This is a genomic window from Cobetia sp. 29-18-1, from assembly GCF_029846405.1.
Classification (GTDB): Bacteria; Pseudomonadota; Gammaproteobacteria; order Pseudomonadales; family Halomonadaceae; genus Cobetia; species Cobetia amphilecti.
Genome location: NZ_JARWKS010000010.1, coordinates 19,875 through 39,123, shown reverse-complemented (window position 1 = coordinate 39,123; position 19,249 = coordinate 19,875). Strand labels below are relative to the sequence as shown.

At 62.7% G+C, this 19,249-nt stretch carries 18 protein-coding genes; 11 read left to right on the top strand and 7 right to left on the bottom strand.

What is annotated here, in order from left to right:
- The first annotated feature begins 197 nt into the window (after positions 1 to 197).
- The 9 genes from QD208_RS09710 (at position 198) to QD208_RS09670 (ending at position 8,073) form a co-directional block, all read left to right on the top strand.
- Positions 198 to 1,256 carry a C4-dicarboxylate ABC transporter substrate-binding protein gene (locus QD208_RS09710; protein ID WP_107335045.1) on the top strand — a complete coding sequence of 353 codons (1,059 nt, stop codon included), beginning with the start codon at positions 198 to 200 and terminating at the stop codon, positions 1,254 to 1,256.
- Between the two features lie 81 nt (positions 1,257 to 1,337).
- Complete coding sequence (locus QD208_RS09705) at positions 1,338 to 1,853, top strand: TRAP transporter small permease subunit (protein WP_279836680.1); 516 nt, start codon at positions 1,338 to 1,340, stop codon at positions 1,851 to 1,853.
- Entirely contained in the window at positions 1,850 to 3,178 is a 1,329-nt protein-coding gene (locus QD208_RS09700; protein WP_279836679.1) for a TRAP transporter large permease subunit, read from the top strand. The genes QD208_RS09705 and QD208_RS09700 overlap by 4 nt, the downstream gene beginning before the upstream one ends.
- A gap of 31 nt (positions 3,179 to 3,209) precedes the next feature.
- Positions 3,210 to 4,250: an Ldh family oxidoreductase gene (locus QD208_RS09695; protein ID WP_279836677.1), complete on the top strand. Its 1,041-nt coding sequence runs from the start codon at positions 3,210 to 3,212 to the stop codon at positions 4,248 to 4,250.
- 309 nt (positions 4,251 to 4,559) lie between these two features.
- Positions 4,560 to 5,654, top strand: coding sequence for an ADP-ribosylglycohydrolase family protein (locus QD208_RS09690; protein WP_279836676.1), 1,095 nt, complete (start codon positions 4,560 to 4,562; stop codon positions 5,652 to 5,654).
- 837 nt (positions 5,655 to 6,491) lie between these two features.
- Positions 6,492 to 6,836, top strand: a complete 345-nt coding sequence (locus QD208_RS09685; RefSeq protein ID WP_043334022.1) for a hypothetical protein — start codon at positions 6,492 to 6,494, stop codon at positions 6,834 to 6,836.
- 66 nt (positions 6,837 to 6,902) lie between these two features.
- Complete coding sequence (locus tag QD208_RS09680) at positions 6,903 to 7,241, top strand: hypothetical protein (protein ID WP_054555881.1); 339 nt, start codon at positions 6,903 to 6,905, stop codon at positions 7,239 to 7,241.
- Positions 7,242 to 7,310: 69 nt separating this feature from the next.
- A complete protein-coding gene (locus QD208_RS09675) occupies positions 7,311 to 7,649 on the top strand; it encodes a hypothetical protein (RefSeq protein WP_175090547.1) in 339 nt (112 codons plus the stop codon).
- Positions 7,650 to 7,725: 76 nt separating this feature from the next.
- A complete protein-coding gene (locus QD208_RS09670) occupies positions 7,726 to 8,073 on the top strand; it encodes a hypothetical protein (protein ID WP_279836675.1) in 348 nt (115 codons plus the stop codon).
- 392 nt (positions 8,074 to 8,465) lie between these two features.
- Here the strand turns inward: QD208_RS09670 and QD208_RS09665 are convergent, their stop codons facing one another.
- From QD208_RS09665 to QD208_RS09640, 6 genes are all read right to left on the bottom strand, one after another.
- A complete protein-coding gene (locus tag QD208_RS09665) occupies positions 8,466 to 10,412 on the bottom strand; it encodes an ABC transporter ATP-binding protein (RefSeq protein WP_279836674.1) in 1,947 nt (648 codons plus the stop codon).
- Between the two features lie 23 nt (positions 10,413 to 10,435).
- Positions 10,436 to 11,326 carry an ABC transporter permease gene (locus tag QD208_RS09660; RefSeq protein ID WP_279836672.1) on the bottom strand — a complete coding sequence of 297 codons (891 nt, stop codon included), beginning with the start codon at positions 11,324 to 11,326 and terminating at the stop codon, positions 10,436 to 10,438.
- A gap of 7 nt (positions 11,327 to 11,333) precedes the next feature.
- The gene (locus QD208_RS09655; RefSeq protein WP_279836671.1) at positions 11,334 to 12,278 is read right to left on the bottom strand and encodes an ABC transporter permease; all 945 of its coding nucleotides are present in this window, start codon (positions 12,276 to 12,278) and stop codon (positions 11,334 to 11,336) included.
- 1 nt (position 12,279) lies between these two features.
- On the bottom strand, positions 12,280 to 13,521 hold the full coding sequence (locus tag QD208_RS09650) for an alkaline phosphatase family protein (protein ID WP_279836670.1): 1,242 nt from the start codon (positions 13,519 to 13,521) through the stop codon (positions 12,280 to 12,282).
- Complete coding sequence (locus tag QD208_RS09645; RefSeq protein WP_279836669.1) at positions 13,521 to 15,020, bottom strand: ABC transporter substrate-binding protein; 1,500 nt, start codon at positions 15,018 to 15,020, stop codon at positions 13,521 to 13,523. The genes QD208_RS09650 and QD208_RS09645 overlap by 1 nt, the downstream gene beginning before the upstream one ends.
- A 292-nt stretch (positions 15,021 to 15,312) precedes the next feature.
- Positions 15,313 to 16,293, bottom strand: a complete 981-nt coding sequence (locus QD208_RS09640) for a LysR substrate-binding domain-containing protein (protein WP_279836668.1) — start codon at positions 16,291 to 16,293, stop codon at positions 15,313 to 15,315.
- A gap of 310 nt (positions 16,294 to 16,603) precedes the next feature.
- Here QD208_RS09640 and QD208_RS09635 point away from each other — a divergent pair, with 310 nt between their 5' ends.
- Positions 16,604 to 17,701 (top strand): TauD/TfdA family dioxygenase, encoded by a 1,098-nt coding sequence (locus QD208_RS09635; protein WP_279836666.1) that lies wholly within the window; start codon positions 16,604 to 16,606, stop codon positions 17,699 to 17,701.
- Complete coding sequence (locus tag QD208_RS09630) at positions 17,698 to 18,273, top strand: HD domain-containing protein (RefSeq protein ID WP_279836664.1); 576 nt, start codon at positions 17,698 to 17,700, stop codon at positions 18,271 to 18,273. The genes QD208_RS09635 and QD208_RS09630 overlap by 4 nt, the downstream gene beginning before the upstream one ends.
- 16 nt (positions 18,274 to 18,289) lie before the next feature.
- Here the strand turns inward: QD208_RS09630 and QD208_RS09625 are convergent, their stop codons facing one another.
- Positions 18,290 to 19,192, bottom strand: coding sequence for a LysR family transcriptional regulator (locus QD208_RS09625; RefSeq protein WP_043332286.1), 903 nt, complete (start codon positions 19,190 to 19,192; stop codon positions 18,290 to 18,292).
- Between the last annotated feature and the right edge of the window lie 57 nt (positions 19,193 to 19,249).

Below are 19,249 nucleotides of genomic sequence, written 5' to 3'. Positions count from 1 at the left end.
TAGGGCTTCCATGAGCAAAATGTCGAGCCTGATATCCATATTTGACCCAATATTGCGTATATGCAATTGTGGAGGCGAATGCGCAATCGACAGTGGCCGCCCACTGGGCGTGTATCAGGCCTCAGCCTGTATCAGGCATTCGCCTGCAGGTACGCATAGCATTGCACTCTAATTAAAATAATCTTGGGAAAACAATAATGTACAACTTCAAGAAACAGCTCCTCGGCATGGGTATCGCTGCCAGCCTGTTGGCGACTGCCACGACTCAGGCGGCGGACATCGAGTGGAAGATGGCGACACCGTGGGGCGGTGGGCCCTGGCTTGAACGGGATGCCAAGACCTTCGCGGACTATGCAAACGAATTGACCAATGGTGACGTGAGCATCCAGGTGTTCCCCGGCGGCACCTTGGGTGGTGCGCTGCGTGTCACCAATACCGTGAAGTCCGGTGTCGCGCAGATCAGCCATAACTACATCAACTATGACTACGGAACTGACCCGACGGCAGCGCTGCTGGCCGGGCACTCCAGCGGCCTGACGCCGGAAGAATTCATGCTGTGGATGTACGAGGGCGGCGGCGTCGAGCTCTATGAAGCCTTCCGTCGCGAGGTGTTCGGCGTCGTGGCCTTCCCGTGCTCGACCCTGGGCACCGAGATATTCCTGCACTCGAGCAAGAAGGTGCAGACTCTTGAAGACTTCCAGGGACTGCGCCTGAGAACATCGGGTGCCTGGGCTGAAATCGCCTCACGCCTTGGGGCCTCCACCGTGGTGATGGCCGGCAGTGACATCTATACGGCGTTGGATCGCGGTGTGATTGATGCGGCGGAGTGGGGGAGTCCTGAGCTCAACAAGCCGACGGGTTTCCAGAATGTGGCGCAGTACGTCATCTTGCCCGGCATCCATCAGTCGGGCGGCATTCTTGAGTGTGAAGTGAATGTCGATGCCTGGGACGGCCTGAGCGAAGCCCAGCAGAGCCAGTTGCGTCTCGCGGGCAAGCTGAGCGTGTTCGAGTCCTGGCTGGATAGCTCCTTTGCCGATCTCAAGGCCTTCAAGGAGCTGGAAGAAGGCCCCAACGAAATCGTGCAGCTGGATCAATCCTTCATCGATGCCATCTACGAAGAGACCCGTGCCTGGGAAGATGAGAAGGCGGGCGAGAATGAGTGGTTCGCACGTGTGCTTGAGTCGCAACGTACCTTCAAACAGAGCATGACGACCTGGCAGGACTACCGTTTGCCGATCGGGGAAATGGGACGCTAAGTCCTCTTGAATGATGTCCCTGGCCCGGGCGATACCTGTATCGCCCGGGCTCTCTCCTTGTCGTCATCCTGGTGAGTTGCCATGAAAATCGTCGCTGTCATTGAGCGCCAGACCCGCTGGGCCGGGTATCTGGGGGCAGTCTTGATACTGCCGCTGGTGCTTGCGTTGGTCTATGAAGTCTTCAGTCGTTATGTGCTGGTAAAGCCCACTTTATGGGCGTTTGAAGTCAGCTACATGGTGATGGGCGCCATCTTCATGCTTGGCATGGCAAATGCCCTGCGTGTCGGCCAGCACGTCAGTGTGGATGTGTTGAGCCAGAATTTTGCACCGCGTCTCAGAGCTGGAGTTCATCTGGCCTGTTATGCGGTGTTGCTGCCGGTATTGATGTGGCTTGTCTGGGAGCTGTCGCTCTATGCGCTCGAGGCGTTCTCCAGCAATGAGCGCTCCGGGCGTTCTGCCTGGAATCCGGTGATCTGGCCGGTCTTCGGCGTGTGGTGGCTGGGCTTTGTCTATCTGACGCTGCAGGTGATCGCGGAGATGTTGAAGCTCTGGAGCACACTGCTGGGCCATGATCATGGCGCGGAGGTGTCCTCATGAGCGACTTCATTGCCCTTATCATGTTCCCTGCGCTCATCGCTCTGATCGTGCTCGGTTTCCCGATCGCGTTCTCGATGATCGTCGTCGCTACCGTCTTTGGTGTTGCCCAGTTCGGGGATGCCGCGGCCTATCAACTGCTGACCAAGATCGAGGATACGGCGTCCAACTCCATTCTGGCTGCCGTGCCCTTGTTCATCTTCATGGGCGCGATGCTCGAGAATTCCGGCATTGCCGAGCGACTGTTCGGTGCCATCCATCTGTGGACACGCCGGATGCCCGGCGGACTGGGCGTCGGCGCGGTCATCATGGGCACCATCTTCGCCGCCGCCAGTGGTGTCGTCGGGGCCACCGAAGCGGTGATCGGCATGCTGGCCGTGCCGGTCATGCTCAAGCATCACTACGACAAGTCGCTGATCTCCGGCACTATCTGTGCCAGTGGCTCATTGGGCACGGCGATTCCGCCTTCCATTACCGTGGTCATTCTCGGGCCTGTGGCCGGCGTCTCTGTCGGATCACTGTTCAGTGGTCTGCTGATCCCGGGCCTGTTGATGGCGCTGTTGTTCCTCCTCTATATCGTCGTGGTCTGTGCGCTGAAGCCAGCCCTTGCGCCGCGACTCAAGGAAGATGAGCAGCATCCGGGGTGGGGCAAGCTGCTCACCATTACCCTGAGTGCGCTGCTGCCGACCATGAGTCTGATCCTGGTGGTGCTGGGCACGATTCTGATGGGCATCGCCACGCCGACGGAAGCGGCGGCCTGTGGGGCGCTCGGCTCCGTATTGCTGGCGCTGGGGTATCGCAATCTCACGCTGTCCACCCTGTGGAACGCGGCGATACGCACACTCAACATCACCGCTATGATTCTGCTGATCGTGCTGGGCGGCAACATGTTCGCGGGCGTCTTCTTCGCCTCCGGCGGGATGGCCACCGTACAGTCGTTGCTGCTGGATACCGGCTTGAGCCCGTGGCTGATTCTCGGCGCCATCCTGCTGATCGCCTTCCTGGCCGGTTTCGTGCTCGACATGATCTCGGTGGTCCTGATCGTCATCCCCGTGGCGATGCCGGTCATCGGCCTGCTCGGGTTCGATGAGATCTGGTTCTGCGTGGCCTTCCTGATCGTGATGCAGACGAGTTATCTGACACCGCCGTTGGCGCCCTCCATCTTCTATCTGCGTGCCATCACACCTCCTGAAGTGACGCTGAAGCACATGTACAAGGGGGTGATGCCCTTCATCTTCCTGCAGCTGGTGGTGTTGGCGCTGATCCTGGCCTTCCCGGGACTGGCGCTGTGGTTGCCTGATGCCATCAGCGGACCGTCATGGAAATGATGGACACCTTATTGGAAAGGAATGAGTTCGTATGAGTGATGCAACACAGGAAGAGACAGGAATGGACGTCAATCTCGATCGGGCAGCGCTCAAGACGCTATGTCACGAGGTGCTGAGCCACCATGGGTTCAGTGAGCCACATGTCGATGCCATGAGTGACGCGCTGGTGGCGGCGGAAATGGACGGCTGTCGCTCCCATGGGCTCTATCGCCTGATGGGGTTCGTCGCGACACTGAACAATGGCGGTGTGGTGCCGGACGCCGTGCCGGTGGTCGAGGATACGGCGCCCTCCATCGTCAAGGTGGATGCCAGGGGGGGCTTCTCGTCGCTGGCCTTCCAGCAGGGCGTGCCTGAGCTGCTCGACAAGGCGCGAGCCAATGGCATTGCCATTCTGGCCATCAATCATTGCGTGCATGGTACGGCATTGTGGGTAGAGATCGAGCGGCTGACGCGTGAAGGGCTGGTCGCTATCGCCTGCAATCCGACTCAGTCGTACATGGCGCCGTATGGTGGCAGTCAGCCTCTGCTGGGGACCAATCCCCTCGCCTTTGGCTGGCCGCGCGAGGACGGTAACCCGTACGTATTCGATTTCGCCACCAGTGCCATCGCGCGCGGCGATATCGAGCTGCATCGTCGCCAGGGGGACAAGATTCCGCTCGGCTGGGGTGTCGATCGACAGGGTGAGCCGTCGCAGGACCCGACGGAAGTGCTGGATCATGGCGCGATGCTGCCCTTCGGTGATCACAAGGGCTCTGCGCTGGCGATCATGATCGAGTTGATTGCAGGGCCGCTGATCGGCGACATGCTGAGTATCGAATCCAGCGAACACGATCAGGGCAAGGGGAGCCTGCCGTATCATGGGGAGTTGATCATCGCGATAGATCCCGCGCGCCTCACGGGTGGCAGCTCCCAGCAGCACATGCTGCGCTCTGAAAGGCTGTTCGAACTCGTGAAGCAGCAGGGCGCAAGGCTATCTTCCGAGCGTCGCTTCAAGGCTCGCCGGAAGCATCAAGAAGAGGGCGTCACGCTTTCGAGAGCCTTGTATGACGATATCCTCAAGCTGGCCTCATGAACCTCCGTGTAGATCGAGCAGCAGAGTGATCGCTGAGAGCACACCGCGGAAAGTCACAACTGCATGAAGAAGAACGGCCGCCTCCTGGGCGGCCGTTCTTGTATGAGGGTCTCTATCGTCTGGCTTGTCATCGGCGTTGTCTTCGGTGCTGCCAACCTCACGCCTGCCGATACTGAGCGCCCATCCAGTTCTGCCTGAATATGTGCACCACTGGTTGAGCCTGCTTTTCAGCAAATGCGCAGATGCTGATAGCGTAAGACGTATTGAGGGTGGCTGACGCCACCTGAAGGTCACGCAGGGGAGAGGCACATGACGCTTGAGATGACATCGCGGTTTCGTGGTTGCCTGTTGGGTGGTGCGGTGGGTGACGCCCTGGGGGCGGCGGTGGAATTCCTGTCGCACGAGGAGATCCAGGCGCGCTTCGGCAGTGATGGAATAGCCGACTATGCGCCGGCCTATGGTGGGCTGGGGCGGATTACCGATGATACGCAGATGACGCTGTTTACTGCCGAGGGCCTGCTGCGCAGTCATGTGCGTGGCTGCTTGAGAGGCATCACGACGCAAAGTGGTCTGGTCAGCAGCGCCTACGAGCGCTGGCTTTACACCCAGGGCGAACGCTCGCGGCAGGAGACCGAGCAGGAATGGTTGGACAGTGGCTGGCTGATCAAGCAACGCGAGCTCCATTCGCGGCGCGCCCCGGGCATGACATGCCTGTCAGCGCTCAAGCAGATGCGTGCCTACGGTGACAAGGCGCAGAACGACAGCAAGGGTTGTGGTGGGGTGATGCGTGTGGCACCTGTCGGCTTGTTCGCGCATGCGATGGGAGCCTCCCATGAGATGTGCTTCGAACTCGGAGAAGAGGTCTGTGCGCTGACCCATGGGCACGTGACCGGCCAGCTGACCGGCGGCGTGCTGGCGGTGATGATCCAGTGTCTGGTGGCGGGGGATTCGATGGTGAAGGCACTCGCGCATGCCCTGTGTATTCTCGAGCGCAAGCCGGGCTGTGATGACACCCTGCAGACCCTGGAGCAAGCCCGCGCCCTGGCCGAGTCCGAGACGTCGGCACCGGCCGCAGTGGTATTGCTGGGACTGGGATGGATCGCGGAAGAAGCCTTGGCAATCGCTGTCTACTGCGCGCTCACTGCCCGGGATTTCCGCTCTGCGATTCAGCTCGCGGTCAATCACGACGGAGATTCGGATTCCACCGGGGCCATCACGGGCAATCTGCTCGGGGCGCAATGGGGCGAGGAGGCGATACCGAGGGACTGGCTGGCGCCCCTTGAACTGCGTGATGTGATCGGCGAGATCGCCAAAGACCTGCACGACTGCCCCCGCTGGGAGCTCTATACCGAGGGTGGTGGCAAGGATGAAAAGTGGGCCTGGGAGAAATACCCGGGCTATTGAGGCGCGGTGCAGCAGCATGAAAAAACGCGGAGCCATCTTCCAATGGCTCCGCGTTTTCGTGTCTGGACAACAATTTTCATCGTTCGTCGCGATGCAAGGGGAGCGCAGAGGCGCAGGGAGCGCTTGAAACAGGTGACTTGAGAGGGCGTCCACGGGCTTCGTAAGCGGTTGATAATACTATGCTTATTACCAAAGTCGTAGATGAGTGTCTGCCCAGCTGGTCAGGTGAGTGGCGCATTGGTTCGTGATTGGAATCAATGCTGTTCCAGTGGAGGGATATCTCGCGTGGCGGGTTTCGTCCACAATGCGCTCATTCCACATTGCACGAAACGTCAGTCTGGATTCGGTCGATGGCTGGCGCCTGTCAAGACGCCTTCCACTTTTTTGAAGATGGCATGCATCCAACCCGTTGGCGCAAGCGTAAGACTCTACAAGCACAACGGTGAGGGTTTCAGCAGGGTAGAAAGACATACTGCTGACGAATGCCTTCCTCATGATCGCGACCAAAGTTGAAGTGTCAGGCAGCAGTACCGGAGCAGACCTGAGTGACTGATCGACATTCGATCACTGGCGACATGCACCTTCATGGTTGTACAGAAGTGATGCAAAAAGCTTGCAAGGGTTTTGCGTGGTGAGGGGCTTCATCACTTGCGGGTACCGAGGCAATGACAAGGCATCGCAATCTGGTTCTTTGATGGAAACAGTGAGCTGCCAGCGACACGGCTAGTGTGATAGCGCAATAATCATTAGTCTGTTAACAAGTTAGACGGGTGCAGCCGAGACTGCACACGACATCACAAGGGCAACATCGCCCAGGACAAGCAAAGGAAAATCATCATGAAAACTCTGAACCTCAAGACTCTGATCGCCGCCGCCGCTCTCGCTACCGTGAGCACTGCCTCCTTCGCAGCGGATGACAGCCCGGCCGCACAGCGTGTTCAGCAGTCCGTCAGCCAGGACGTCGTCGTCGGCACTGCCCAGCAGGCACCGACTGCCCAGGCCACCTTCGCCGATACCGGCATGAGCGTTGCCGCAGGTCGTGTCGAGACTGCCCTCAATCAGTCCGCCATCGAAGGCAAGGGTGTTGCCACCGTCAGCCGCGAGCAGGCCTTCGACAATGACGCCGGCAAGAGTGTCGCTGCTACCCGCGTTCAGCACGCCCTGAGCGACAGCAACGTCTGAGCCATTCAGCCGTCTTGCCCGGGCACTCACGCCCACTGACCACTTTGTTCATCGAGGAGATTCATCATGAAAACCATCAAGACTCTGATCGCCGCCGCCGCTCTCGCTACCGTCAGCACCGCCACCTTCGCCGCGGATGACAGCCCGGCCGCCCAGCGTGTCCAGCAGTCCATCAGCCAGGACGTCGTCGTCGGCACCGCTCAGTCAGCCGCTACCCAGCAAGCCAGCTTCGCGGAAACCGGCATGAGCGTCGCGGCAGGTCGCATTCAGCAGTCCATCAGTGCCGATCGCATCCATGGTCAGTCGCACACCGTGGCCACTGCCAGCCAGGCATTCGATAACGATGCCGGCAAGAGTGTCGCAGCGACTCGCGTCCAGCACGCCCTGAATGACAGCAACGTCTGAACCATCGTCAAGCCTGACCTGGATTGCCGGGTCTGATCATCGCTTTGCTTTTTATCGAGGAGATACACCATGAACACTCTCAAGACTCTGATCGCCGCTGCCGCACTCGCCACCGTCAGCACTGCGTCCTTCGCCGCCGACGATAGCCCGGCTGCCAAGCGCGTCCAGCACAACGTCAGTGATAGCGTCATCCATGGCTCTGCCCAGCAAGCTCCGACCGCCCAGGCGACCTTCGCGGAAACCGGCATGAGCACCGCTGCTGGCCGTTTCCAGGTGGCATCCGGTGACGACGAGATCCGTGGCCATGATCGCTCCATCCATCTGCAGGAATTCGATGTCGCCAATGATTCTGGCGATAGCGTCGCCGGCACCCGTGTTCGTCACACCGTGAGCGACGTCAACGTCTGAGACGCCCGACGTCTACGTCAGGCGCTTGCAGGCCAGGTGTCTGCACTGACATGACCTTTTTCGACAGGAGAACCCCATGCAATCCCTCAAGTCTCTATTTGCCATTGCCGCATTGTCCGTTGCCGCCACTGGCGTGGCCTCTGCCAATGACAGCGAAGCCGATGCCCGCGTCCGTGCCACCCTCAGTGATAGCGTGATCATGGGCCAGGCACAGCCGGTGACTCAGCAAGCCGCGCTGCATCACGATGACGCCGTGGAAACCGGCATGAGTGTCGCTGCCAGCCGCGTCCAGAAGTCCATCAGCAACGCCGGCATCCAGGGCACCACCCGTGCACTGGCCAGCGATTCGGCTGATTACGTCAACGATGCTGGCAAGAGTGTCTCTGCTACACGCGTCGAGCATGCCTTGAACGAAAGCGCATGATCTCTCGTCGGCGGATGAACATCCTCCGACTCTGCAAGACAGCCAAGGATGCCGATATGCCATCGACTTGCCCCTGTCAGTTGCTGAATGGACCCACTGACCATCGTGTCGCGTCATGATGGTCAGTGTCCCAGAGAAGAATACGTGAGAGAGAAGAACGCTTGAGCAAGTGTTTTGGCTGAGTGGAAGCCAGTATGGAAATGCGCACTCGTCGTCAACTGCAGAGCCCTTGCTCAAACGCTTTCCTGTCCTGAATGTCCTGTCCCGACATTCCCTGCCCGCCATTGGTGGGCTTTTTTCGTTGCATGAAGGTAATCAGCAGCGATGATCCGCAGCAGGGACAGGCAGCCGGGACAGGCAGCTGGGACAGGCAGCCGGGACAGAAAGCCGGGTCATGCCGCGACCAGCTTGGCCTCCATCAGAGTTTGCACATAGGGCGGCAGGTCCCCTGTGGCGAGGCTTGCGACATCTCCCAGATGCTCGGTGCGGCCATTGCGCAGCACCAGTACGCGGTCCGCGAAATGACTGACCAGCCCCAGGTCATGGGTGACGAAGACCAGGCTCAGGCCGCGCTCACGCTTGAGGCGTTGCAGCAGGCGAATGATGGCGGCCTGAACCGAGACATCCAGTGCCGAGGTGATCTCGTCACACAGCAGGATGTCGGGCTCGGCGGCCAGCGCGCGGGCGATGGCGACGCGCTGCTGCTCGCCCCCCGACAGCTGGCTGGGCAGACGGTCGAGATAGAGCGCGGGCAGGCGAACTTCTTCCAACAGCGACTGGGCACGCTGGCGGGCGCCATCGCCCTTGAGATCGAACCAGCGAGACAGCACCGGTGCGAGGGATTCGAACACGGTCAGACGAGGATTCAGCGCCGTGCTGGCATGCTGGAAGATGTACTGGATCTTCTGACGCTGCACCGGACGCCGCTCGGCGACCAATCCCGCCAAGGACTCCTGACGCAGACTGAGCTGTCCGGAGACGGGGGAGAGCAGGCCGGCCAGCGCCTTGAGGATCGAGGTCTTGCCGCTGCCGGATTCGCCGATCAAGGCCAGCGTCTCGCCTTGCTGGAGCGAGAATGCCACATCGCTGACGGTGAGCGCCGGCGTTTCACCGCGCAGGCGCGCCAGCCAGCTGGGCATGCGATAGCACAGGTTCAGCGACTCCACGGCCAGCAGCGGCGCGATGTCCAGCGACGTGGCTGGCTGCGAGTCGTTCTTTACGCGATCGGCCCGCTCATCGGTTGCTGCGTTACTTTCCGCACTTTTCGCACTTTCTCCGCTCTCCGCATGCGCTCTGCCCACTGATTCATGACCCTCCAGCGCATGATGGCAGGCGTAGCGCCCTTGCCAGCTCGGCACGCTGTCACGGCACGTCTCACTGGCGCGCGGACAGCGCGGTGCGAAGGCACAGCCCTTGATGGTGCTTCCCACCAGGGGCGGCGTGCCTTCCAGCGCGGCGTCAGGTCGATAGCACTGACTGCCCGGAGTCGCGGCCAGCAGCGCGTGACCATAGGGGTGGCGCGGGCCGTTCAGGAAGTCGCGAGTCGCGGCGACCTCCACCAGCTGACCGGCGTACATCACCGCGACGCGGTCACACAGGTGAGATACCGCGCCCAGATCATGACTGACGAAGACGATGCTCATGCCCAGCTCAGCGCGCAGCGAGGCCAACAGCGCCAGAATCTCATTCTGGGTGCTGGCATCCAGGCCGGTGGTCGGCTCATCCATTACCAGCACTCGTGGGCGTTGCGCCAGGGCCAGCGCCAGACTGGCGCGTTGCTGCTGTCCGCCGGAGAGCTGGTGCGGATAGCGCTGCATCAGTACTTCGGGGTGAGGGAGGTGGACGCGTCGCAGCCATGCCACGGCCTGCTGTTCGCGTTCCGCCTTGCCTTTCACGCCCTGTGACAGCAGCGTCTCGCACAGCAGGCTGCCGAGCGTGAGGTGAGGCGTCATGGCCTTTTCGGCATGCTGGGACACCAGCCCGAGCCTGAGTTCGCCCAGCCAGCGCCCCGGTTGATGATGAAAGCTCAGCTGGCGGTGCTCGTCGTGAAGAGGGTCATGACTGCTAGAGATCGAGGTAGAGGCAGTGGCAGAGGTAGAGGCGGGCGCAGGTGAGGCGACACTCACCTCGCCGGTGCGCACCAGGCTTCCCCGACGCAACAGGCCCAGCATGGCCGTGGCCAAGGTGCTCTTGCCGCTGCCGGACTCGCCCACCAGACCCAGAATCTCGCCCTGGCCCAGGCTCAGATCGATACCGCGCAGCACGGGTCGCCAGGTCTGCTGGCGATCATGAAAGCCGATGTTGAGATCGCGAACGCGGATCACGGCGTTGTCCGTCATGGCGTCACCTTTGGAGTTCGGAATCATTCGGGGCGCCCCGCTCGGTCGATGCCCAGTGTCTTGGCCAGGGTGTCGGCGACCAGATTGATGGCGATGATCAGGCTGGATAGCGCCACGATGGGCGGCAGCACGGCCCAGGGCGCAAACGACATGAAGCCGCGGCCATCGGCGACCATCAGTCCCCAGTCCGGGGTCGGCGGGGAGACGCCGAAGCCGAGAAACGACAGCGAGCTGAAGGCCAGCAATGCCCAGGACCAGCGCATCGCCAGCTCGACGAGGATGGTGTCGAGCACGTTGGGTTTGATCTCGCGCCACAGCAGGCGCATCAGGCTGTCGCCACGCAGCCGTGCGGCCTGTATATAGTCAAGGCACAGCACTTCGCGGCACGCCGTGACCATCACGCGCACCACCGCCACGCCATAGAAGATGCCCAGGGTCAGGATGAAGACCAGCGGGCCGGGGCCCATCACGCCGATGACCAGCAAGAGGAACAGTAGCCAGGGAATCGACAGCAGGGCGTCCACCAGACGCATGGCGATGTTCTCGACCCGCCCGCCGATGATGGCCAACAGCATGCCGCAGGCGCTGCCCCATACCACGGCCAGCACGGCGGCCGGAAGAGAGGTGTAGATGGCCTCGCGGCCCCCGGCCAGGGTACGGCTGAGGACATCGCGGCCGAGCTGGTCGGTGCCCAGCCAATGTTCGGCACTGGGGGGCAGCAGTGAGGCGAGACTGTCACCCGCGGAAATGTCATGGGGCGCCAGCCAGCGGCCAGCGACGGCCAGCAGAAGATGCAGGCCGATCAGCACCAGGCCCAGGCGGCCCTGGCGATTGGCCCACAGCAGCGCCAGGGTGTGTTGACCCGGCAGGGCCAGTCGCGGGCCGCGTGCGGTCGTCGAGGAAGTAGCGTTCATGAGTGACTCAGGCTGTCTTGAGTTTGGGATTGAGCACGATGACCAGCATGTCGGCGACCAGATTGCACAGCACATAGGTGACGGAGAGCACCAGCGCGCAGGCCTGCACCACCGGCATGTCGCGGTCATTGATGGCCGAGATCATCAGGCGCCCCAGCCCCGGATAGTTGAAGACCTGTTCGACGATCACCACGCCGCCCAGCAGCCAGGCGATGGTCATGGCGGCCAGACTGATGGTCGGCAGCAGGGCGGCCGGCGCCAGATGGCGGATCACCAGACGCCAGCGCGGCAGCTGGCGGATACGCGCCATGTTCATGAAGTCGCTGTCCATCACGCTGATGGTGTTGGAGCGGGTCATGCGCATCATGTGTGCCATGGCCACCAGCGCCAGCGTGATGGCGGGCAGCCAGACACCGGGCAGCAGGCTCCACAGGCTCTCATTGGCACCGGCCACGGTGATGGCAGGAAACCACGGCAGCCAGATGGCGAAGGCCAGGGTCAGCAGGGTGGCGCTGATGAATTCCGGCACCGTCATGGCGATCAGCACCAGGCTGGAGAGGCTGGAGTCGATCCAGCTATCGCGCTTGAGCGCCGCGATCAGCCCCAGCAGGATGGCCAGCGGAATGGCTATCACCGTCGCGATGCCGCCCAGCAGCAAGGTGTTGGCCAGACGTGGCATCAAGGTATCGCTGACCGGTGCACGACTGGTCAGCGAGGTGCCGAAATCACCACTCAGCAACTGCCCCCACCAGCTGACGAAGCGCGTCGTCACCGGCGTGTCCAAGCCAAGCTCGGCGCGACATTGGGCGAGATTGATCGGTGTCATGCTGCGTCCCAGATAGTTGACGCAGAAGTCGCCCGGCAGCATCTCGATCACCCAGAACACCACGCAGGCCACGAAGACCAGCGTGAAGCCGCCATACAGGCAGCGCTGCAACAGCATTGCCCACATCTCAGTTCACCTCTTGAAGATCGCGTGCCCGCAGTGGCGTCGAAGCCTCACCGAGGGGCGGCAGGCCCAGCACCTGACGCAGGCGCGGGTGGAGGGCCAGTGACTCTAGCTCAAGGCGCTCGCCCGCAGTGATTGACGGGCCGTGCAGAATGGCGAAGCGCTGGTCCGACGTGGCGCCGGGGCCGAAACCGTGTGTGGAGACATAACCGGGCGCCGCCACCAGCTCTGCGTGATGGGCATGCTTGCAGGCGGGTTCGAAGCTCATGCCCAGCGGCGCCTGATAGAGCTGGATATGCTTCACATCCGGGGGCAGGAAGTCGGATGCCGCGAGCGGCGTGACGCCGAACTCGGCCAGGCGCGCGGCCTGCTCGCGTTGGCGTTCGTCATCGTCACAGGCCACCATCAACAGGCCACCATCACATTGCAGCGCGACATCCGGTAGAAGGCGGTCTGCCACCAGCGCCTGCTGGACCGGGGCATGACCATGATCACTGAAGACACACAGGTGATAGGCCTCGCGCTTGTTGATGGCCTCAAGGCCGGCCAGCAGGCTGCCGAGCTGGGCATCGACCATCATCAGGGCCCCATCGACCAGGGCGTCATCATTGCCATGCACATGCAGGCAGTAATCGGGGGTGTTGAGTTCGAGCAGCACCAGCTCTGGCGTTTCGCGCTCGATCAGCGACAGCGCCTCGTTGAGCAGTTGCTGGTCATTGCTCATCGCGCGCATCAGGGCGTCATTGCGGGCGTCCCAGTGATTCAGACGCGGCGCGGTCATGCCCTTGGCGCGCAGGTCGCCTTCCTCCCACCAGGGCGACAGATACCAGTCACAGCTCTCGGGGCGGGCCAGCCCGAAGCCGAGGCTGGCCACCCGCAGTCCTGCCGCGCGCGCGGCCTCGAGCAAGGTCTCGCCACGCAGGTCCTCGACCATTGCAGGGCGAAAATGCCCTGCAGTGGCGCCGGCGTCTGAGGCGTGACTGTCGCTATCCGTCTCAGCACCGGGGCAATGGATGCCGTTGGAATAGATACCGTTTGAGTAGATGCCGTGCACCTGAGCCGGTTGCCCGGTCAGGATGCCCGCTCGCGCGGGCATCGAATTGGCATTGGTATCGGCACCCAGGCGCTCGATCAGCAAGCCGTCTCTGGCCAGGGCATCGAGATGCGGCAGGCGCGCCCGCGTCTCGGCGAAGCGCTGACTGCTGATGCCGTCCATCAGGATCAGGATCAGGCTAGGGCGGGACATCAGCTCTCTCCCTGCTTGTCGACCTGGTGCCAGCGAATGGCGAAGTGTTCGACTGCCGGGATATGCACCTCACGCTTCATGACGCGGTTGTTGTTGAGGTGGAAGGGAATCAGTGTCGCGCCGGTCTCGGTCAGCAGCGCCTGGGCCTGGTGATAGAGCTCGGTGCGTGCTTCGTCATCCAGGGTGGCGCGTGCCTTGGCGAGTAGGGCATCGAATTCAGGGTTCTTGTAGGCCGACTCGTTCCAGTTGGCCTCGCTCTGGAAGATCTCGTTGAGCACCTGATCGGTGGGGCGCTGGCCCCAGGCCGCGGTGAAGGCCGGCTTCTTCATCCAGGCGGTGTTCCAGTAATCCGCCGCGGGCACGTTGTGCACGTTGACGGTGATGCCGGCCTCGGCTGCCTGACGCTGGTAGAGCTCCGTCATCGGGCGGAAATAGTTGTCGACGCCGCTGGTGTAGACGTCGATCTCCAGTCCATCGGCATACCCCGCGTCGCTCAGCAGGCTGCGAGCGGTGTCGAGGTCCTGCGGGCATTGCTGCGCCAGCTTGTACTGATCGCCATTCCAGACCGGGTTGTCACAGGTAATGGTGGCACCGCCCTTGCCGAACAGCAGGTTGACCATCTCTTCACGGTCGGCCACCAGACGCAGCGCACGGCGCACGCGCACATCCTGGAAGACCTCGTCGTCGGCGCGGAACACCATGCCACGCCAGTCGCCGGTGGCGATGGAGTCGTAGTGGTAGGCCGGGTTGCTGGAGAACAGGCGCAGCTGCTGGGCGTTGACGCCATTCCAGCCCGACCAGTCAATCTGGCCGGCCAGCAATGCCTGGGTGCGGGCGTTGTCATCGGGAATGCCGATCAGGTCCATGCCATCCAGCTTCGGTGCGCCTTCCCAGTAGTCAGCGAAGGCTTCGAAGGTAGTGGTGCCCTGCGGATCGAATTCGACCAGCTTGAAGGGGCCGGTGCCGATGCCCTGCAGTGAGGTGTCGTCATCAAAGCCGACCGGCACGATCTTGGCGCGGTAATCCATCAGCAGAATCGGCAGGTCAGCATGGGACTGGCTGAGGCGGAACACGATCTGGCCGGTCTCATTGACGCTGACGTCCTCGATGACTGACAGCGCGGCACGTGCCGGAGCATCGCGCTCGGGGTCGAGCAGACGCGTGAAGCTGTAGATGACGTCATCCGCGCTCAGCGCCTTGCCGTTGTGGAAGCTGACCCCGTCACGCAGCGTGAAGGTCCACTCATCGGCAGCGGGATTGGCCTGCCACTCGGAGGCCAGGTCCGACACCGGCTCGCCCTTGCTGCCCTGACGGACCAGGCGGCTGTAGATCAGCTGGTTGGCCGAGTAGAAGCGCGTCGGGGAGATGGGGTCCAGCGACTCCTTGCCACTGAACTCGACCCAATGCGGGGTGCGCAGTGTTTCGGCATGGGCCAGCTGGGGGACGGCCAGTTGGGCGAAGGCGGCAAGGCCGATGGCGGCGATCAAGGGCTTCTTCATGTCAGGCTCCAGGCAAGGGCAACGGTCAGGGACGGTAGTCAGGGACGGTGGTCAGGTACGGTCATCAGTGACAGCAAGCAGGTTCCGCAAGACCGGGTCAGGCCGACAGGCAGGCCGTTGGATGGCTCGTGGCGCAGCCCGCCGGGACGGTCGAACTGCGTCAACGCTGTCGTCTTGAGGCGTCATCTTTGGCGCAGATGATGACGTTTCCGTGACAGATGCCGGCCGTTGGCCGCAACAAAAACTGCGACTGTGCCTTAGAAATTCTGAGGCTCGCGTCTTCCTTCCCGTGCTAGCGGGGCTGAGAGGGCATCTCGCTGGTGACAGGATTGGCCTGAGAGGTGTGCATGGTGCTGCGCAACCAGGCACAGAAATCGTTGACCGCCGGGGCATGGCGGCGTTCTGGAGACACCAGCAGGTACTGGCTGCTGGCGCTGGGCATGCGCAAGGCGTGCGCCAGTTGTAGGCGTCCGTTCTTGATCAGGTCCATCACGAAGGACTGGCGGACGAGCAGGAAGCCATGCCCCTCGAGTGCCGCGGCAATCGCCAGACTGGCATTGCCGAACTTGAGGCTGGCCGGCGGGATGTGGCCGCGAAACTTCTGCAGGCGGAACCAGTCCAGCCAGCTTTCGCGGTAGCCGATGCACTCGATTCTGGGCGCGCGGGCCAGCTCGTCGAGTGGGCTCGCGGGCGAGGCATTGGGGGCGAGGGAGTGGTGCAGGAAGGTGGGGCTTGCCACGACGATCCACTGCTCATCGGCCAGTTTCTCGTACTCGCGCCCGCACCAGCCGCCGTAGCCATTGATGATCTCGATATCGACGTCGGGCTGCTCATCCGGGAGTACCTGGTTGTGCGGCAGTACCGTGACCTGGATGTTCGGATGCAGGCGCTGGAAGTCCTTGAGTCTGGGGATCAGCCAGTATTCGACGAAGCTGTGATTGGAGCGCAGTGTCAGGCTCTGCTGCTCATTGTGCTGGAAGAGGGTGGCGGTACCGCGCTTGAGGGTCTCGAACACGCCACTGACCAGCGGCAGATAGGCATGCGCCTCATCGGTCAGCTCGATGCGATTGCCGCGGCGCACGAACAGGCTGACCGCGAGGAAGTCTTCCAGCTGCTTGACGCGCTGACTGACGGCACCCTGGGTAATGCACAGTTCGGCGGCGGCGCGGGTCAGGCTGCCGAGGCGTGCGGTGGCCTCGAAGGCGGTCAGGGCATTGAAGGGGGGAAGGCGCTGAGCGAGGCGCTGGGAAGGGTGATAGGCAGGACGCGACATGCAGAACTCCAGCTTGACTGAGCCAGTCGCCGCATCGGCGGCTGGTGCTGAAGCCATGACTGCAGATCCTGCCGCGGCACGCGGCCGGGCGCTCATTCTTGCAGCCGTGCATGACGATGACGTGACAGTCTGCGCGCATAAAAACTAAGGCTCGCCGCCAGAAAGTCTCGCTATGGTCACGGGTCTGCGTTCACTAGCATGGCGGGCATCCACTGGCGAATCGCTCGTTTGACATGAGCGCCAGCCACACCCGTTCGTCATGCCGTGCCTTGCGGCTTGTGATCGCACTCGACAGACAGGAAGACTCTGCATGCCTCGCCTCGCGTTTGACGCCGAACAGCTTCACCTGACTCTGGATGATGGCCAGACCCTTGCCCAGCATGTGCTGTGGCTGCAAGACCATGACCCCGCCCGTCGCCATGCCAATGGCCAGCGTCTGGACAGTGTGCTCGACCTCGACTGGGACGCCGCCATCAGCGAGGCGGCGCTTGAACAGGGCGACGTCCTGCGAGTGACACTGAGCAATGCACGCGAGATTCGCTACGGCGTCGATGAGCTGGCCGCCTTGAGCACCGGCTTCCCCGATGAGCGCAGCAGTGCGCACAAGACGCTGTGGCAGGGCAGCGAGTTCTCGGTCGCCCGGGTCGAGTGGGCCGATGTCATCGCCGGGGGAGAGGCACGTCGCAAGGCACTGGCCTGGGTCCGTGACACCGGGGTGGTGTGCCTGCGTGGCGTGCCTGTCGAGCCGGGCAAGGTGCTCGAGGTGATCGAGCAGTTCGGGTATGTGCGCGAAACCAATTACGGCAAGCTGTTCGATGTCCGCACCGAGGTCTCGCCGAGCAATCTCGCCTTCAGCAATCTCGGACTCGGGGCGCATACCGACAATCCCTATCGTGATCCGGCGCCGAGCATCCAGCTGCTGCATTGCCTGAGCAACGAGGTGGAAGGCGGCCAGACCCTGCTGGTGGATGGCTTCGCCGCCGCCGAGCGCCTGCGCGAACTGGCGCCGGAGAGTTTCGCGCTGCTGACGCGCACGCGGGTGCCGTTCCGCTTCCATGACGCGGACCATGCCGATCTCAGAAGCTGGGTGCCGTTCATCGAGACCGACCACAAGGGCAACATCCGCCAGGTGCGTTACAACAACCGCTCCATCGCCTCGCTGCCGCTGCCGCTTGAGGCGCAACGCGCCTTCTATCGTGCCTATCACGACTGGGCGCGCGTGATCGGTCAGCCGGAGCAGGCCACGCGCCTGCGCCTTGCCCCGGGGGACTGCCTGCTGTTCGACAACAGTCGCGTGATGCATGCCCGTACCGCCTTCGTGGCCGGTGGCAATCGTCATCTGCAGGGCGCCTACGCCGATCTCGACAGCCTGTATTCCACCCTCAACCTGCTGGAGAACGCCCGATGATCACGCAGCCTGCCAACGCCGAGGGCATCGTTGGCCTGATCGAGGACATCTTCGCCCTGCACGGTGCGGACTCCTATCTGGGCGAGGACGTGACCATGGCCGAGCACATGTTGCAGGCGGCGCATCTGGCCGAGCAGCAGGGGGAATCCGAGTCGGTGATTCTGGCCGCCTTGCTGCATGACGTGGGGCATTACGCCAATGCGCTGCCGCCGGAGGTCTTGATGAACGGCCAGGACAACCGTCATCAGGTCAGCGGTGCCGACTGGCTGGCACGCTTCTTCCCGGCCGAGATCGTCGAGCCGGTACGCCAGCACGTGGCGGCCAAGCGTTATCTGGTCGCGGTGGAGCCGAGCTATCGCGCCTGTCTGTCACAGGCCTCGCTGGATAGCCTGGCCCTGCAGGGCGGGGCGATGGAGCCGCACGAGGCCGCGGCCTTTGCCCAGCTGCCCCAGCTTGCGGCCATTCTCAAGGTGCGGCGCCTGGATGATGCTGCCAAGGTGGCCGGCATGCAGACGCCGGACTTCGCTCACTACAAGCCGATGCTTCAGCGCTGGGTGCTGGCGGCGGGATGACGGGCTTTCCGGCGTCTCAGCCCTGTTGGACATCCCAATAGGGCGGGCTGCCGAAGTATTCGGAGAAGTAGTCCAGGAAGGCGCGCACCTTGGGGGCCAGCTGGCGGTTGCTGGGATAGACCGCCCAGATGCCGGTCTCGCTGATCAAGGGCGTCTCGGGCAGCACCTCTACCAGGCTGCCTTCGGCCAGGTGGCGGTAAATGCTCCATGTCGAGGACAGGGTGATGCCCAGGCCAGCAGCGCAGGCGTCACGAACGGCTTCGCCATTGTCGGTGCGGATACGCCCCTTGACGCGAATCGGTTCGACGCCGTTCTCGCACTGAAAGCACCACTGGTCCATGCCGATCAGGGTCAGGCATTCGTGTTCGTGCAGCATCGAGGGGTGCGTCGGCGTGCCATGGCGCGCGAGATAGTCCGGCGAGGCGCACAGAATGCGCTTGTCCGGTGCCAGGCGCCGCGCGATCAGGCTGGAATCCTTGAGGGCGGAGTTGCGGATGGCGATATCAAAGCCGCCCTCGACCAGATCGACGATGGTGTCGGTCAGGCGCAGGTCCAGTTCCAGATCAGGGCAGCGCTCGAGAAAACCGGCCAGGCCCGGCACCAGGTGCATGCGCCCGAAGGAGGCGGATGCGGTGATGCGCAAGGTGCCGCTGGGGGAGGTCGTGCCGATGCCGACGGCAGCCCGCGCGGCCTCGGCGCTGATCAGTACCTCCTCTGCATGGGGGAGAAAGGCACGGCCTTCTTCGCTCAGCGCCACATGACGCGTGGTGCGATGCAACAGGCGCACCCCCAGACTGTCCTCGAGCTTGCGCAGGTGAGAGCTGGCGACGGCGGGCGACAGCCCCAGGTCCTCGCCGGCCTGACTGATGCTGTTCACGGCGGCCAGGCGGACGAACAGCTTCAGGTGCTCAAGATTCATGCGGGTGTCCTCATTTGCGTCGACGTGCGTGGCTCCCGATGGCGAGAGGCACGCCAG